General features: G+C 63.4%; 12 protein-coding genes. 11 read left to right on the plus strand and 1 reads right to left on the minus strand.

Going from position 1 to position 17,186, the window contains the following annotated elements; translation table 11 throughout:
- The first annotated feature begins 15 nt into the window (after positions 1–15).
- The 11 genes from tssK to QMK52_RS07840 all read left to right on the plus strand — a co-directional run bounded on the left by tssK (position 16) and on the right by QMK52_RS07840 (position 15,591).
- A complete protein-coding gene (gene tssK / locus QMK52_RS07790) occupies positions 16–1,350 on the plus strand; it encodes a type VI secretion system baseplate subunit TssK (protein WP_005792507.1) in 1,335 nt (444 codons plus the stop codon).
- A gap of 6 nt (positions 1,351–1,356) precedes the next feature.
- Complete coding sequence (locus QMK52_RS07795; RefSeq protein WP_005792506.1) at positions 1,357–2,646, plus strand: DotU family type VI secretion system protein; 1,290 nt, start codon at positions 1,357–1,359, stop codon at positions 2,644–2,646.
- Positions 2,643–6,143 (plus strand): type VI secretion system membrane subunit TssM, encoded by a 3,501-nt coding sequence (tssM, locus tag QMK52_RS07800; protein ID WP_320403986.1) that lies wholly within the window; start codon positions 2,643–2,645, stop codon positions 6,141–6,143. Before QMK52_RS07795 ends, tssM begins: the two co-directional genes overlap by 4 nt.
- The gene (tagF, locus tag QMK52_RS07805; RefSeq protein WP_320403987.1) at positions 6,140–6,793 is read left to right on the plus strand and encodes a type VI secretion system-associated protein TagF; all 654 of its coding nucleotides are present in this window, start codon (positions 6,140–6,142) and stop codon (positions 6,791–6,793) included. The genes tssM and tagF overlap by 4 nt, the downstream gene beginning before the upstream one ends.
- Positions 6,794–7,513 (plus strand): PP2C family protein-serine/threonine phosphatase, encoded by a 720-nt coding sequence (locus tag QMK52_RS07810; RefSeq protein ID WP_005792503.1) that lies wholly within the window; start codon positions 6,794–6,796, stop codon positions 7,511–7,513.
- The gene (locus tag QMK52_RS07815; RefSeq protein WP_320403988.1) at positions 7,510–10,488 is read left to right on the plus strand and encodes a serine/threonine-protein kinase; all 2,979 of its coding nucleotides are present in this window, start codon (positions 7,510–7,512) and stop codon (positions 10,486–10,488) included. Before QMK52_RS07810 ends, QMK52_RS07815 begins: the two co-directional genes overlap by 4 nt.
- Positions 10,488–11,192 carry an ABC transporter ATP-binding protein gene (locus QMK52_RS07820; protein WP_320403989.1) on the plus strand — a complete coding sequence of 235 codons (705 nt, stop codon included), beginning with the start codon at positions 10,488–10,490 and terminating at the stop codon, positions 11,190–11,192. Before QMK52_RS07815 ends, QMK52_RS07820 begins: the two co-directional genes overlap by 1 nt.
- Positions 11,192–12,376: a hypothetical protein gene (locus QMK52_RS07825; RefSeq protein WP_005792500.1), complete on the plus strand. Its 1,185-nt coding sequence runs from the start codon at positions 11,192–11,194 to the stop codon at positions 12,374–12,376. Before QMK52_RS07820 ends, QMK52_RS07825 begins: the two co-directional genes overlap by 1 nt.
- Entirely contained in the window at positions 12,369–14,081 is a 1,713-nt protein-coding gene (locus tag QMK52_RS07830) for a formylglycine-generating enzyme family protein (protein ID WP_005792499.1), read from the plus strand. The genes QMK52_RS07825 and QMK52_RS07830 overlap by 8 nt, the downstream gene beginning before the upstream one ends.
- Positions 14,082–14,165: 84 nt before the next feature.
- Positions 14,166–15,092, plus strand: coding sequence for a type VI secretion system-associated lipoprotein TagQ (tagQ, locus tag QMK52_RS07835; protein WP_005792498.1), 927 nt, complete (start codon positions 14,166–14,168; stop codon positions 15,090–15,092).
- A gap of 124 nt (positions 15,093–15,216) precedes the next feature.
- Positions 15,217–15,591: a hypothetical protein gene (locus QMK52_RS07840; RefSeq protein ID WP_032803751.1), complete on the plus strand. Its 375-nt coding sequence runs from the start codon at positions 15,217–15,219 to the stop codon at positions 15,589–15,591.
- Positions 15,592–15,723: 132 nt separating this feature from the next.
- Here QMK52_RS07840 and QMK52_RS07845 read toward each other — a convergent pair whose 3' ends face one another.
- The gene (locus tag QMK52_RS07845; protein WP_005792496.1) at positions 15,724–17,124 is read right to left on the minus strand and encodes an aminoacyl-tRNA deacylase and HDOD domain-containing protein; all 1,401 of its coding nucleotides are present in this window, start codon (positions 17,122–17,124) and stop codon (positions 15,724–15,726) included.
- Between the last annotated feature and the right edge of the window lie 62 nt (positions 17,125–17,186).

Below are 17,186 nucleotides of genomic sequence, written 5' to 3' on the forward strand. Positions count from 1 at the left end.
GCAATCGGAGCCCCCATGTCCTGGAACAATCGCGTGGTCTGGTCGGAAGGCATGTTCATCGCAACGCAGCACTTCCAGCAGCATGACCGTTACCTGGAAAACCTGATCGACGCGCGCAGCCGTCCGTTGTCGGCAGGGGCCTGGGGTTTTTCCGAGTTGCTGATCGACCAGGGCCTGCTGGCCCAGGGCAAGCTGGCGATCGTATCGGCCCGCGGCCTGTTGCCCGATGGCACTCCCTTCAATATCCCCCAGGATGACCTGGCGCCGAGTCCGTTGAGTATCGACGACAACCTGCGCGACGGCTTGGTGTACCTGGCCCTGCCGCTCAAGCGTGCCGGTGCGCGTGACACGGTTGAGGAAGGCGAAGCCCTGGAAGCTGCGCGTTATGTCAGCCAGGTGCGTGAAGTGCGTGACGACAACGCGCCGTTCGAAAACCGCGCCCCGGTGGCCGTGGGATCGCGGGCATTGCGCCTGCTGACGGCGCAGGACGGCATCAGCGACTATGCCGCGATTGGCCTGGTACGCATCAAGGAAAAACGCGCCGACCGTGCGCTGGTGCTCGACGACACCTACATCCCGCCGGTGCTGAATGTGACCGCAAGCAAACCGCTGACTGCGTTTCGCAGTGAACTGCTCGGCCTGCTGCACCAGCGTGGCGAAGCCCTGGCGGGGCGCGTGGTGGCCTCCGGCGCTGGCGGCGCTTCGGAGATTGCCGACTTCATGCTGCTGCAGCTGGTCAATCGCGCCCAGCCGCTGATCCAGCATTTGAGCCAGTTGAGCCCGCTGCACCCGGAGCGCTTCTTCAGCGAACTGGTGAGCCTGGCCGGTGAGTTTTCGACCTTCTCCACTTCAGGTCGCCGCCCTCAGGAATACCCGCAATACCAGCACGATGACCTGGCGCTGAGCTTCACTCCGGTGATGGCGGCCCTGCGTGAAGCGCTGTCGATGCTGATCGACAGCAAGGCCACGCCGATCCCGATTGTGGAGAAGGCCTACGGTATCCACGTGGCGATGCTGGCCGACAAAACCCTGCTCGACAACGCCAGTTTCATCCTCGTGGTGCGTGCCGATGTGCCCGGCGAAACCCTGCGCGCACGCTTCGGCCAGCAGAGCAAAGTCGGTTCGGTGGAGCACATTCGCGACATGGTCAACCTGCAACTGCCAGGCATTGGCTTGCTGCCGTTACCGGTGGCGCCGCGCCAATTGCCGTACCACGCCGGTAGTACCTACTACGAGCTGGACCGAGGCAGCGAGCACTGGCAGCAGTTGAGCAATTCCGGCGGCTTTGCCTTCCACATCGCCGGGCAGTTCCCGGGCTTGAACCTGGCCTTCTGGGCGATCCGAGGATAATCCGCGATGCATCCCAATGACGATGACCGCACCCAGTTCATGCCGCGCCCGGGTGGCCGAGCGCCGGAGCCTGCACGCGCAGAACCGGCGCCGCTGTCGATGCCGGCTGCGCCGATCCTCACTGGCAAGAGCCACGGCCTGAACCCGCTGGAAAGCGCCGCCGGCCCTTTACTGGCGTTGCTGACGCGGCTGCGCAACACCATCGCCCACCCGGCGCCAGCCAGCCTGCGGGCGCAGTTGTTGGCCTATCTGCGCCAGTTCGAAGAACGCGCCGAAGCGGCTGGTGTGGCGCGCAACGAAGTGCTGCTGGCCCGTTACGCGCTGTGCACCGCCCTGGATGAAGCGGTGTTGAGCACGCCGTGGGGCAGCACCAGTGATTGGGGCAAGCAAAGCCTGCTGATCACCGTGCACAACGAAGCCTGGGGCGGTGAAAAGGTCTTCCAGTTGCTCGACCACTGCCTGCAAAGCCCACGGGAACGCCTGTACCTGTTGGAGCTGTTGTACCTGTGCATGTGCCTGGGTTTCGAAGGCCGCTACCGCGTGATGACCGACGGTCGCAGCCAATTGGAAGCCTTGCGCGAGCGCACCGCCGCAGCGATTCGCAGTGCCCGTGGCGAACACGAGCGTGAGCTGTCGCCGCACTGGCGCGGCGTGACCGTGGCCCGTGATCGCCTGGCGCAATTCATGCCGCCGTGGATCGCTGTGGCGATTGGTCTAGCGCTATTGCTGGCGTTGTTGTTTGGCCTGCGCATGAAACTGGCCTCGGACGCCGAGCCGGTGTTCAAGAATATCCATGCCCTGGGCGAGATCCCGGTACAGGCCATCGACCGTCCGGTGGCGCAGCCAAAAGTGATCGAGCGGCCGCGCCTGGCCGGCTTCCTGGCCGAAGACATCAAGGCCGGTCGCGTGGCCGTGGAAGACAAGGTTGACCGTTCGGTGGTGACCATTCGTGGCGATGAGCTGTTCGCCTCCGCCAGCTCCAGCATTGTCGATGCTTACCAGCCGCTGATGCTGCGCATCGCTGATGCCATTCGCAAGGTCAAGGGCCAGGTGCGTGTCACCGGCCATAGCGACAACCGCCCGATCGCCACGCTGCGCTTCCCGTCGAACTGGGCGCTGTCCGAAGCCAGGGCCAAGTCGGTGCTGGAGATCCTCGCGGCCAAGACCGGCCAGGCTGATCGCTTCAGCGCCGAAGGCCGTAGCGACACCGAGCCGCTGGCGAGCAACGGGACTGCCGAAGGCCGTGCCCGCAATCGTCGGGTTGAAATCACCGTATTGGCGGAGGGCGTCGAGTGAAGGCGTTTTTCAGTTTTATGATTCGCTGGGTGATCCCCGTTCTGGGCCTGATTGCCCTGAGCCTGATCATCTGGTTTGTCGGGCCGTTGCTCGACGTGTTGATGCCCGAAGGGCGACGTTGGGCGCTGATCATTCTGGTATTTGCGCTGTGGCTTGCCTACCGCGTGCTCCGCATCATCCAGGCCCGCCGTCAGGCCGCCGAAGTGATGCGTAGCCTGGCCGCCGAAACCCCGGCTGATCCCAACAGTGTTGCCACTGCCGAAGAGTTGTCGACCCTGCGCCAGCGCATGGACGAAGCCCTGACGCTGCTGAAAAAAGCCAAGCTTGGCGGTGACGAACGCCGCAACCTTTACGAGCTGCCGTGGTACGTGATCATTGGCCCGCCGGGTTCGGGCAAGACCACCGCACTGGTCAATTCCGGATTGCACTTTCCGCTGGCGGCGCAGTTGGGCGCCGGTGCCGTGCGCGGCGTCGGTGGTACGCGTAACTGCGACTGGTGGTTTACCGACCAGGCCGTTTTGCTCGATACCGCGGGCCGCTACACCACCCAGGACAGCAACTCGACGGTGGATAAAGCCGCGTGGCTGGGCTTTCTTGACCTGCTGAAAAAGCAACGTTCGCGCCGACCCATCGATGGTGCGTTTATCGCCATCAGCCTGTCGGATTTGCTGCTGGGCACAGACGCCGAGCGCGCCGCCCATGCCGCCGCGATTCGTCTGCGTATCCAGGAGCTGTACACCCAGTTGGGCGTGCGTTTCCCCATCTACCTGATGCTCACCAAGCTCGACCTGGTGCCGGGCTTCATGGAGTTCTTCGACAACCTGAGCAAGGAAGAGCGCGCCCAGGTGTGGGGCATGACCTTCGCCCTGGACGACGGCAAGCACAGCGACAGCCCGTTGGCGCACCTGCAAAGCGAATTCGCCGGGCTGGAGCAGCGCCTCAACGAACGCCTGGTCGAGCGCCTGCAACAGGAACGCGACCCGGCGCGCCGCGACCTGATCTACGGTTTCCCGCAGCAGTTCGGCGCGTTGAAGGACTGTCTGCAAAGCTTCCTTGAAGGTGTGTTCAAGCCCAACGCCTTTGAAGAGCGCGTGTTGCTGCGTGGTGTGTATTTCACCAGCGGCACCCAGGAAGGCAGCCCGATTGACCGCCTGATCGGCGCCATGGCCCAGAGCATGAACCTGGACCGCCAGCACCTGGCGCGTCAGAGCGGCACCGGGCGCAGTTACTTCATCGAAAAACTCTTCACCGCTGTGGCCTTTGCCGAGCGTGGTTTGGTGGGTGTGAACCCAAAGGTCGAACGGCGCCGCAAGTGGATTGCACGTGGTGTGCTGGCGGCCACCGTTGCGCTGGTCGTGGTGGTCAGCAGCCTGTGGTGGGTGAGTTATCGCGCCAACCAGGCGTATATCGCCCAGGTCGATCAGAAAGTTGCGCCCCTGGGCCAGACCGTGCAGAACCTGAGCCCGGCACAACGCGAAGTGCTCGCGGTGCTACCACTGCTCAACGCGGTGAAGAACCTCGCGGGGGATTCGCCGAGCTGGTCCGAAGGGCTGGGGCTGTATCAGGGCGATATGCTTGAAGCCGAATCCGCCAGTGTCTACCGCAAGCTGTTGATCGCCGTGTTCGCGCCACGTTTGGTGACGCGCATCGAAGAGCAACTGCACGGCGGCGGTAACTCCGACTTCCTCTACGAGGGCCTCAAGGCCTACCTGATGCTCGCCGACAGCGAGCATTACGATCCGGACTTTATCAAGGCCTGGATCGCCCTGGACTGGGACCGCAACCTGCCCCGCGACCTTCCGGCCGATCAGCGTCAGGCGCTGGCCGGGCACCTGCAAGCGCTGTTCGAACGGCACCCGCCGAGTGCTCGCCTGGACCCACGCTTGATCGATGACCTGCGACGCCAGTTGCAGCAACTGCCGGTGGCCCAGCGCGTGTATGACCGGGTCAAGCGCCAGAAACTGCCCGAAGGCATCCCGGACTTTCGTCTCAACGAAGCCGCTGGGCGTGACGCCGCGCTGGTGTTCAGCCGCAAAAGCGGCAAGCCGTTGGGTGAGCCGTTGAGTGGTTTCTTCACTGCCAAGGGCTATCGTCAGGCGTTCTTGCTGAGCAGCCTGAACCAGACCGGCACCCTGGCCGAGGAACAATGGGTGCTGGGCCACGAACAGGCCGATCAGCAGAACGTGGTGAGCCTGGCCGCGGATGTGCGTCGCTTGTACTTCCAGGACTACCAGCGTCAGTGGGATGCACTGCTTGCCGACATCGACTTTGTGCCGATCACCAGCGTGGCCCAGGCCGCCGACGTGCTGCGGGTGATTTCCGGCCCGACCTCGCCGCTGAAAAAGCTGCTGGTGGCGGTCGCCAGGGAAACCGACCTGCAAGCCGAAGAGCGCCAGTTGGCGGCCAAGGGTGTACCGGTGGAAGGTGGCGTCGACAAGCTCAAGGAGCGCCTTGGCAGCTTGCTTGGCCAGGAGCAACCGACGGCGAATGCCCCGGCAGCGTCGGAGGATCCGGTGACCGCGCACTTTGCCGAACTCAACAGCATCGTCAGCAAAAACGAAGGCGAACCGGCGGCCATCGACGGCCTGCTGTCGGACATGAATGCGCTGTATGTGCAGGTCAGCGCCATGGTCGGCGCCAGCGGTGATGCACTGCTCGGCGAGGCCAAGAACCAGGCGGCGGCTGCGGCCACGCGGGTCAGCCTGAATGCCGAGCGGCAGCCGCCGCTGGTGCAGGGCATGGTCAAGTCGGTGGTCAATTCCACCACCAACAGCATGATGGGCGGGGTACGCAACCAACTGAACGCGGCCTGGGTCAGCGAAGTGGTCAACGTGTATCGCCAGTCGTTGGCCGGTCGCTACCCGATGTCGCCGGGCAGTGCGCGGGACGCCACCCTGGATGACTTCGGCCAGTTCTTCGGCGTGGGCGGGGTGATGGACAACTACTTCCGCAAATACCTGCAGCCGTATGTGGATACATCGGCACAGACCTGGCGCTGGCAACCGGGCGCGGCGCAGAAGCTGGGGATTGCCCCGGGCGTGCTGCAAACCTTCCAGCGGGCGGCGACAATTCGCGATGCGTTCTTCAGGTCCGGGGGCACCCAGCCCATCGTGCGTTTCGAGCTCAAGCCGGTGTCGATGGACCCGACCATCACCCAGTTTCTGCTTGATCTGGATGGCCAGCAGTTGAGCTACGACCACGGCCCGAGCCGCCCGGTGGCGATGCAATGGCCGAACCCCGGCAGCATCGGCGTGGTGCGTATTTCCATCATGCCGCCGTCGGCCAGTGGTCGCTCCGGCATCACGCTGGACGGCCCGTGGGCCTGGTTCCGTCTGCTGGAGCAATCGGATCTCACCGCGGGCAATTCGCCGGACCGCTTCAACCTGCGCCTGCGGGTCGATGGTGCGAGCATCGCCTACGAGCTGCGCGCCAACAGTGCCTTCAACCCGTTCAGAAGCCGCGTGCTCAGCGGTTTCAGCCTGCCGGAGCGGCTATGACGACTGTGGGTTTCTACGGCAAGTTGGCCAGTCGCGGGGATTTTGTCAGCCGCGCCTTGCCCCAGAGTTTTATCGGCCCGTGGGACAGCTGGCTGGCGGCGGGTTTGCTCGCCAGCCAGAACAGCCTGGGCGGTGACTGGCTCAACGTGTACCTGGTCAGCCCGTTGTGGCGCTTTGTACTGGCGCCGGGCGTATGCGGGCCCGATGCCGCGGCGGGCGTGGTGATGCCGAGCATTGATCGGGTCGGGCGGTATTTTCCGCTGGCCGTGGTCACCTTGCTGGATCACGACACCAACCCCGCCTCCCTGGTGGGCGGGCCGGACACCTGGTTCGAGCAGGCCGAAGAGCTGTTGCTCAGCACCCTGGACAGTGGCGCTACCTTCGAAAGTTTCAACGCGGGTCTCGACGCCCTGGGCTTTCCTGCGAGTGAGCCGCGTGCGGTCGACAGCCGTTTCGCCGGCCTGCAGCGCGTGGCCGTTACGGTGCCCCATCAGCGCATAACCGCACTGGCCGAACAGGCGTGCGAGGGCGCGAGCCTGTGGTGGGGCCGTGGTTCGCAACGTATTTCACCTGGTTTATTACGGTGCCAGGGCTTGCCTGCCGCCGATGATTTTGCGCAGTTTTTGCTCGGACAAGAAGGTGTGGTGTAGATGGGCGCGACGTACAAATCCGCGAGCAAAAGCCATGTGGGCATGGTTCGCCAAGTCAACGAAGATGCCTTTCTGGACCTGCCGGAAAACCGCCTGTGGGTGGTGGCCGATGGCATGGGCGGGCACGCCGCGGGGGACTATGTCAGCAGCTTGATCGTCGACAGCCTGCGCCATGTGCCGCTGGGCCGCTCCCTCGACGAATACACCGCGGCGCTGCGCAATGACCTGCTGCGCATCAACACCGCTGTACGCGAAGAAACCGCCAACCGTGGCGTGACCATGATGGGCAGTACGGTAGTGGTATTTGCCGCCCGTGGCTTGCGCGGTGTGTGCCTGTGGGCCGGCGACAGTCGCTTGTATCGCCTGCGTGACGGCGTGCTGGAAAGCATCTCCCGCGACCACAGCTACGTGCAGGACCTGCAAGACAGCGGCTTGCTCAGCGAAGCTGACGCCCGCACTCATCCGCGCTCCAATATCGTCACCCGCGCTGTCGGCGTGGAAGCGCAACTGGACGTGGCGTCGGTCGAACTGTTGATTGCTCCCGGCGACAGCTACCTGTTGTGCAGCGACGGCCTGAACAAGACCGTCGAAGACCGCGAAATCCGCGACGTGCTCAGCCATGACGCACCGGATGAAATCGTGCGCAGCCTGGTGCACCTGGGGCTCAATCGCGGCGCACCGGACAACATCACCACCCTCGTCGTGAAGGTTTCGTCATGAACATTGTCATTCCAGGTTATGACATCGAAGGCGAGATCGGCGAAGGCGCCATGGCCAGCGTGTACCTGGCGACCCAGCGTTCGCTGGAGCGCAAGGTAGCGTTGAAGGTGATGGCCGCGGCGCTGGCGGCCGATCCGAGTTTCTGCGAGCGCTTCCTGCGTGAGGGCAAGACCCTGGCGCGCCTGTCGCACCCGCACACGGTGACCATCCATGACATCGGCAACGTCGGTGAGCTGTATTACATGGCCATGGAATACCTGCCCAACGGCACGCTCAAGGAGCGCATCGCTGCCGGCCTGACGCCGGAGCAGGGGGTGACGCTGATCCGTCAGATCGCCTCGGCGCTGGGTTATGCTCATGCCCAGGGGTTGGTGCACCGCGACGTCAAACCGGCGAATATTCTGTTCCGCGCCGATGGCACCGCAGTACTTTCCGACTTTGGTATCGCCAAGTCGCTGGACGACCGCACCCAATTCACCCAGGCCGGGTTTGCCGTGGGTACACCCAGCTACATGAGCCCCGAGCAGGCGCGGGGCCAGGAGATCGACGGGCGCGCCGATCTCTACGCACTCGGTGTGGTGCTGTATGAAATCCTCGTCGGCAAGCTGCCCTATAGCGGCACCGATGCGCTTTCCACTGCGCTGGCGCACCTGACTGAGCCGTTGCCGGAATTGCCTGTGCATCACGGGCGTTACCAGGGTGTGCTGCGCAAGTTGTTGGCCAAAGACCCGGCGCAGCGTTATCCGGATGCGGCAGCGTTGTTGTTGGCGCTGGATCAACTGCCGGCGGATGAATCGGACGCCACGCTGGTACGGCCGCTGCCGATTCCATTGAGCTTTGATCTGGCAGGCATGACCCCCGTCACCATCGACATTCCGACTGATAAACCGCAGCCGCAGCCAATAGTGCGCCAACCGGTGGTAACGCCGACCCAGCACAGTGCCCCCTCCGAGCAGCACCGTGGTCCGGTATTGGCCTTGGCCGCCGTGGCGGTCGCCGTCGCGTTGGCCATTGGTGGCGCCAGCTACTGGTGGTTGAGTGGCAGCGATGAACCGGCTCAGCCGCCAGCCGCCGTGGTGCCCACGGTGACGCCACCGGTGGCTGTCGCTGCAGTGGATGGCGGTCAACGCCCGTTGCTGATGGCGGGCAAGAAGACCCTGTTCCAGCGCGTACTCAGCAAGCCCGGCGCCCAGCTTTCAGCAGACGCGGGCAGCACGCCGGGTAAGGCGTTGCCGGCGTTTTCCGTGCTCTACGTGTACCAGCGCAAGGAAGTGGATGGCAGCCCGTGGGTACGCGTGGGCGCCGCCACCGATGGGCGCAGCGACGGTTGGTTGCCGGCCGCCCAGGTCAGCGACTGGAAACAAAGCCTGGTGCTCAAGTTCACCGAGCGCTCGGGGCGTGCGCCCGTGATGTTCCTGCGCCAATCCGGCGAGGTGGAGAAACTGTTGGCCGATCCTGCTGCCGCGAAAAGCGTGCTGACCAAGGCGCAGAACAACCCTGAGGACAACCAGCAAGTCCTGGCCCTTGAGCCGACAGCCAGCGCGGTGCCGCAAAACCAGTTCTACCTGTTGCCGATTTTCGACTCAAAAGAGAGCTTCGACGAAAACGGCCAGCCGGTGCAGTTGCTCAACGTGGCCTCCATCGACCCAGGCCGCAGCGCGGCTGCCAAACCGGCAACCCCGACGCTCAGCGCCAATGCCGATGCATTCCGCACCGCCGTGGTGCTGGTGGTGGATACCACGGTGTCGATGCAGCCCTACATCGACCAGATCCGCGACGTGGTACACGAGCTGCAAACCCGTATCGCCGAGCGCGGCGAACTGGACAGCGTCAGCTTCGGCCTGGTCGGCTTTCGCAGCAGCATCAAGAAAACCCCTGGCCTTGAGTACGTCGCCAAGACCCTGATCAGCCTCGACCAGGGGCGCGATCCGCAGCGCTTCCTCGATATGGCGCGCCAGGTCAAAGCCTCAACCGTCTCCAGCCATTCCTTCAACGAAGATGCGTTTGCCGGGGTGATGCAAGCGGTGGATGGCATGGACTGGTCGGGCTATGGCGGGCGCATCATCCTGCTGGTCACCGACGCGGGTGCGCTGCGCAAGAACGACCCGTTCGCCGCTACCCAGATGAACGAAGCCGAAGTGCGACAGGCCGCACTCGGCAAGCAGATCAAGATCTACGCGCTGCACCTGCGCACCGATGTCGGCAAGAAAACCCACGCCGGTGCCGAGAGCCAGTACCGCATCCTCACCGCCGACGCCAACCCGCAGATCGGCGACCTGTACACGCCAGTGCCGGGAGGCGATGTGCGCAAGCTGGGTGAGCGCGTCGATGAGATCGGTACAGTGTTCGCCGACCTGGTGCATCAGGTGCGCAACAACACGCCGCAACCGGTGCCGCTGCTCGGTTCGGCGCCAAGTCTGGCGGACAAATCCACCGCGGTCGGTTATGCCATGCACATGGACTTCCTCGGGCGCAAAACCGCCAGCCAGGCGCCGCAACTGGTCAGCGCCTGGACCGCCGACCGCGACCTGACCAACCCGGCACTGCCAGCGTTCCAGGTGTGCGTGATGCTGACCAAGCTGCAACTCAATGACCTGCAACAGTCGCTGAAGTTGATCGTGGATGCGGCGCGCAAAACCCAAAGCTCGCCCAAGGATTTCTTCCAGGAAATCGCCAGCGCCTCGGCCTACATGAGCCGGGACCCCCAAGCCCTGCGCAAGGGCGGTAACCTGGCCGACGGTGGTCTGCTCGGTGAATACCTGGAGGGCCTGCCGTACCGCAGCAAGTCGCTGAACATGACCCAGGATTTGTGGTTGTCGTTGAGCGTGGCCGAGCAGGAAGACTTTATCGACGAGCTGGATTCGAAAATCCGCCTGTATGAAACCTTCCATAACGACGTGGCCAACTGGGTCCGTTTCGGCGACGCCGAACCGGGTGATGCGTTGTACCGCGTGCCGCTGTCGACGCTGCCGTAATGTTGAACCTGAGCGCAGTGCACAAGAGCCGGGGCGTTGGTAGCCAGCGCTACAGCCTGGTGATTCCGGCGTTGCACCTGCAAGCGGGCGAACAACTGGCGATTGTCGGCCCCAGTGGTTGCGGCAAAAGCACGTTGCTGGATCTGCTGGCGCTGGTGTTGGCGCCGAATCAGGTCGGGCAGTTTGCGTTCAACCAGCAGGACATCGGCGCGCTGTGGCGTGCCGACCGGCAATCCGCCTTGGCCGCGTTGCGCAGCCAGCACTTGGGCTATGTGCCGCAAACCGGTGGGCTGCTGGGATTTCTGGATGTGCGCGGAAATATCACGTTGTCCCGGCAATTGCTGGGCTTGAAGGACGACGGCAGCGTGGCGCGTCTGGCCGAGCAGTTGCAGGTCAGCGATCAGTTGGCCAAGCGCCCGGCGGCGTTGTCGGTGGGCCAGCGCCAGCGCGTGAGTTGTGCCCGCGCCCTGGCCCATGCGCCGCAACTGGTGCTGGCGGATGAGCCGACCGCTTCCCTCGACCCGCTCAACGCCGAGCGGGTGATGCAGGCGCTGCTGGCCCGGGCCCGTGAACAGCGGGCGGCCTGTGTGATCGCCACCCATGACGAACCCCTGGCCCGCGCCAGTGGCTTGCAGGTGCGGCGTATCGGTTGCCGTCGCGATGCTGACGGCGGCGTCACCGCAACCCTCGGGGAGGCGTGCTGATGCGCATCGGTCTGCTTGCCTCACTCGCCTGGCAGGACTATCGCAACGACGGTTGGCTGTCGGCCTGTTCGGTGCTGGCGCTGGTAGCGGTTATCGCGCCATTGCTGGTGTTATTCGGCCTGAAATTTGGACTGGTTAGCAGTTTGACCGAACGCTTGGAGACCGATCCGGCTACCCGTGAAATTATCCCGTTAGGCGGTGGCCGATTCAGCGCAGCGTTTATCGAGCAGTTGGGGCAGCGCAGCGATGTGGCGTTTGCTTTGCCGCGCACACGGCAGATTGCGGCAACGGCCCAAGTGGGCGCGCTGACCCTGGAAATGTTGCCAACCGCAGCGGGTGATCCGTTGTTGGCAGGCTTACCGATGCCTCACGGTTTGGATCAGATTGTGCTCAGCCATACCGCTGCCGAAAAGCTTGCAGCAAGGCCCGGAGACTGGCTGGAAACCAGCTTTGCGCGGCAAGTGGCGGGGCGCGTCGAGGCCCAGCGCACGCGGTTGCAAGTGCTGGCGGTGTTGCCGTTGGAAGCATTTGCCCGTGATGGACTGTTGACTGATTTAGCGCTGCTGGAAGCGGCGGAAGATTATCGCGATGGCCGTGCGGTGCCGGCGTTGCATTGGGACGGCGAGGTGGCGGGCGTGAGCGAACAGCGTATCTATCCGGCGTTTCGCCTGTATGCGCGCAGCCTCAGTGATGTGGAACCGCTGCGGGTGTATTTCGCCGGGCAGAACCTGCTGGTGTCGACCCAGGCGCACACTATCGCCCAGGTGCAGTCGTTGAGCCGCAACCTGTCGATTGTGTTCTGGATCATCGCCGGGTTGGCCCTGGCCGGAGCCTTTGCGGCGATTTTTGCCGGCGCGTTGGCGGCGGTCGCGCGCAAGCGCCGGGAATTGTCAGTGTTGCGCCTGCTTGGGTTTTCCACCGGCGCGCTGTTGCTGTTTGTGCTGTTGCAGGCGCTGTACAGCGCCGGTTTTGCGGGCTTGCTCAGTGTCGGGCTTTATGGCCTGGCCGAAGCGGGTTTGAATCAACTCTTCGTGCAGGTGCCGGGCGAATACGCCAGCCATCTGTTGGCGCGTCACTACGGCCTGGCCCTGGCTGCCGTGCTCGGTGTCAGCGCCGTGGCGGCGGCCTGTGGGGGGTGGCGGGTGGCGCGTATCCAGGCTTCTGAAGGAATCAGAGATGTATAAGTTACTGGGCGCCTGCGTGGCGCTGAGCCTGGCCTCGCTGGCCTGGGCGGATGAGGCAAGCGACAAGCTCGACAATCCCAAACCGTTGCCGGACGACGTGAGCCTGCCGCTGCCGTGCGAAGGCAACATGGTGTTCCGCTACGCCTACGTGCTGGCCCAGGGCACCCTGGATGACCGCGAAGTCAGCCTCGGCTACCCCTTTGCCGAAGGCGAGGCCGGTTACCAGCAGTCGTTTATTTCCGGTTACCGCCGCGACTTCATCAACGGCCAGTTCACCCTCAAGGACTTGCCCAAGGCCTGGAACAAGGTCATCGCGCCGCTGATGCCAAAGACCGACGCCAAGACCCCACTCAAGCCCATGCTGTACTTCATCGGCAAGTACGAAGTGACCGCACGCCAATACGCCCAGGTGATGGGCCAGGCGCAATCCCTGGCCAGCGGTGAACCGGCACCGGCGTGTGACGCGCCCACCGGCATGGCCGGGCGGTTGCCCAAGGTGAAGCTGTCGCGTTTTGAAGCCGAGCGTTTTTCGGCGGTGTACAGCGCCTGGCTGATGAAATACCACCGCGAGTTGTTGCCGGTGAGCGGGCGTGGCGCCTCGGCCGAAGACGGCGGCCTGGGCTTTGTGCGCCTGCCTACCGAGGTTGAGTGGGAGTACGCCGCACGCGGCGGCCAGGCGGTTAGCCGTCAGGACCTGGAAGGCCGCTTGTATCCACGGCGCGCCGAGGGCAGCGAAAGCGATGGCCCGCTGGCTGATTACGCGGTGTTCAACCAGGTCGCTGGCGGCACCGGTCAGGCGGCACGGCTGATGCCCATCGGCACCAAATTGCCCAACCCCATCGGCCTGTTCGACGTGATCGGCAACGCTGCGGAAATGGTCCAGGAATCGTTCCAGCTGGTACATGCCGGCCGACGCCAGGGCACCTATGGCGGCTTTGTGGTCAAGGGCGGCAATTACCTGGAAGGCGAGGGCACCTTGTTCACCGGTATGCGCCGCGAATACCCATTGTTTGCGGCCGATGGCACTGAGCAAAGCAACGAGACCACCGGCTTTCGCGTGGCGATTGGCGCACTGTCGGCACCGCGCTCGCGTTACAAGGAATTGTTTGCCCAATGGCAGAAGGAAGGGCGCCTGGCCTCATTGACTGACGCCATCGACGACGCCCAGGACCCGACCAAGCGCCTGGACAGCATCATCGCCGCCAGCGTCGACCCCAAGCTGCAAGCCGAGCTGGGCCTGGTCAACGAAGAGCTCAAGCGCAACGTTTCGCTGATCGCCCAGCAGCGCGAAGAGGCCGCGGGCAACCTGATCCAGTCGGCGGCGTTGGTGGCCGAGACCATCAGCAACTACAACATTCGCCTGGCCAACCTGCAGAAGAGTCGCCAGCAGGCCGTGGACAGCAAGGACGAAGCCAGCGCGCAGCTGTTCGCCACCGCCATTGCCAATGGACGCAGCGCTCTGGACGGCGCGGTGGCGATTTATATCGACAACCTGGCCACCGGCACGCGCTACACCGATGCGGTGATCCAGGCGCAGTTTCAACGGGTCAAGGAAGAGTTGGATCGCAAGCCAGTGCTCGGCAAGAGCCTGGTGACGCGCGCAACACTGTTCGTTCGCCATGTCGGCAACTACCGCAAGCAACAGCGGGCCGACCCGGCAACGATCTTGAAGGAATTGCTCGCAGCGAGCGGTCAGCGGTCTTGATCGTTGGCTGTCTAGCGAGCTTGGAAGGGACTCAGGCGGCGGTGGGCCGTGCTGGGCAAGTCAAACTTAACAGAGATCACATCTATGCTTTTTTCCCGTAAGTCGGTTTCCAAGCGTCACCTGCTGCTGATCGCGGCCGGTTTCAGCACCGTGTTGACCGGTTGCGCTACGTCGCCTGCGTCCAAGGTCGCGTCGAGCACCAAGGTCGAGTACTACCCCAACTGCTACGAGCCGGTGCAGCACCTGCGTGCCACCGATTCGAACATGACCAAGTCGGTGGTGACCGGTGCCGCCATCGGCGCGGCTGGCGGTGCGTTGTTGGGTGCCCTGACCGGCGACAAGGAAAAACGTGGCCGTAATGCCGCCATCGGTGCTGCCGGTGGCGCCCTGGCCGGCGGCGCGGCGGGTTACTACACCGAACGTCAGAAGCAGATCGCCGATGACAACCAGCGCATCGCCTCCTATGCCGCTGACGTGAATAAAAGCGTCTCCGACATCGACCGCAGCACCGCCTACGCCAAGGCGTCGCAGCAGTGCTACCAGAGTGCGTTCACCAAGCTTGTGGCCGACCGCAAGGCCAAGACCGTCAACGATACCGAAGGCCGCAAGCGCCTGGCGGAAATCGTTGCGGGCCTCAAGGAATCCAATGACCTGATCGTCGCAGTCAACGGCAAAGCCGGCGAAGACCTGAACAACTACACCCAGGCTTACGAAAAAGACCTGCAACAAGTCGGTGTGCAGCGTGCCGACGTAGTTACCGTGGCACAGGCCGAAGTGGCGCCTGTCGTGACGCCGACCAAGAAGAAAGGCGCGGGCACCAAGCCACCGAAAAAGCCGGTGCTGCCAACCGTGCCGAAAGAAGCGGTCACCACCGAGAAGACCTTGCAAACGGCCCAGGCCAAGCAAGCTGAAAGCAAGCAGGTAGCCAACGCAGGTGATTCGCAGCTCAAGCTCAACTGCACCAACCCGAACCTGGTTGACTGGGCGCCGGTACCTTGCCCTAACGTCTAAGTACTTGTTGCTATAAGCGTTAAACGCCAGCCGATCTGTGCCTAAAGCGCAAGATCGGTGGCGTTCTATTTGCAAATCGTTACACTGCTGCGGCCACTCCAATAAATACACCGAGGCCGTGTGCATGAAATTTCGTCTTCTCCTGTGGGTGCTTGGCCTGATGATGGGCAAAGCCAGCCGCACCAATCCCGCCTTCCAGCAGCAACTGGGTGACAAAGACCTGGCCTTCCAGCTGCAGACCCTCGACGGCAAGGTTGCCCGTCACTTCATTGTCAAAGACCAGCGCATCACCAGCCGTTCAGGTGTTCACCCTGAGCCTGCCTTTGCGATTGCCTTCAAAGATGCCGCCTACGGTTTTGCCACGATGCAGGCGAAGAACAAGCAACTGGCGTTCATGACGGGGATTCAGGACAAGTCGATCCAGATCAAGGGCAACCCGGCGTTGGTGATCTGGTTTCAGGGGTTGACCAAGTATTTGAAGCCGAAGAAAAAGAAGTAGGGTTTTCAGGTATACCGAGTTGGATTCATCGCAGGCAAGCCAGCTCCCACAGTCTGGCTGCGTTCCAACGCTGGAACTCGGTCAACTGTGGGAGCTGGCTTGCCTGCGATAGCGGTTTATCAGGTGAAAGATTTAGCCCTGGCTGAACTGCGATGCCAACTCGCGCAACAGCACCTCGGCATCCAACACCTTGGCGACCACTTCCTCAGCTTTTTCCCGGCTCAAGCCCAAACGCTCCAGCAACGCATCCGGAATCGCCTCATCTGGCCCCGATCCAATCCCCCGGCTACGCAACAATCGCACCGCCAGACACACCAAGTTCGGATACTCGGCATATTGACCGTCATAGGTCGGATCGTGCTGAAAGCGCAGGGCCGTGGACAGTTCATCCGGCATGTCCCAGTAGCGCATCAGCCACGCACCAATCTGCTCGCGGCTGATCCCCAGCAAATGTTGCTCGACATAGCTGTGGCACAGGTGCGGGTTGACCTCCAGGTGTCGGCAGATCAGCGAGAAATGCGGTGGGAACACATGGGCTAGCAGCAGGTAGCCGAAGTTGTGCAACAGCCCGGCCAGGTAGGTCAGGCCGGCTTCCGGGCGCTGGGCGCGGGGCATGGCGCGGGTCAGTCCCTCGATCACAGCAGCGGTGTAGATCGACTGATGCCAGTACGGAGTTGACTGATGCGGACGGTCTTTGGGCAGGCTCAGGGTTTTACCCAGTGCCAGGCCCAGCGCCAGGTTGATCACCAGATCGAAGCCCAGTACGCGCACGATGGCGTCTTCGACTGAACGGATCTTGCCCGGCGAGGCGTAGTAGGGCGACGCGGCCCAGCTCACCACTTGGGCGGCCAGCGCCGGGTCGGTTTCCACCACGCCGGTGATGTCATCGATGGTGGCGTTGGGATCGACGCGCAGCTTGATGATCTTCTGCGCCGTGTCGGCCAGCGGTGGAATCTCGATGGTCGCTTCCAGGCGTTGCTGAATGCGGCGGGCGGTGAACGCCTGCATCGCCTGGGTGATTTCCTCGCGGTCATCATTGGGGCGGTCCAGGTTCGGGCGAATGTTGCTCAATGGCTCGCCGAACTGGGCGGCACTGGCCTTGGTGAGCAGGCTCTTGAAGGCGTCACTGGGGATTTCCAGCAACAGCCCGGCTTCGCCCGAATGCACCAGCAGGCTCGGTTCGTTGAGCAGGCTGCCTTCATACAGGCACGGTGAACTGGTGAGCGGCGGCAGCCCGGGCAGCAGGCTCAGGTCATGCTTGCCAAGCATACGCTCGACGCGCTCCGGGGCTACGGCCGTAAGGCGGCGACCAGTGAGTTCGGTGAGGCGGTTGAGGTCAAGCAACTGGCTTTGTGGGAACAGCACCATGAGTGCGCCGACCGCATCCTCAAGCAGCACCGCCTGGACCTTTCGCGCAGGGTTCAGGCCCGCGTGTTCGGCGACTTCCGTGTAGGGGACGGCGAGCTTTGCGAGCAGCGCCCGAATGACCGGCGGGGCGGTCAGTGGGGCTGTGGCGAGGGCAACTTCTGACATGGCCTGATCCAATTTCTTACAGTCATTGGAGTATAACCAGCTTGATACGGGTGATGGTCGGA

The organism is Pseudomonas sp. P9_2 (assembly GCF_034008255.1).
Classification (GTDB): Bacteria; Pseudomonadota; Gammaproteobacteria; order Pseudomonadales; family Pseudomonadaceae; genus Aquipseudomonas; species Aquipseudomonas synxantha_A.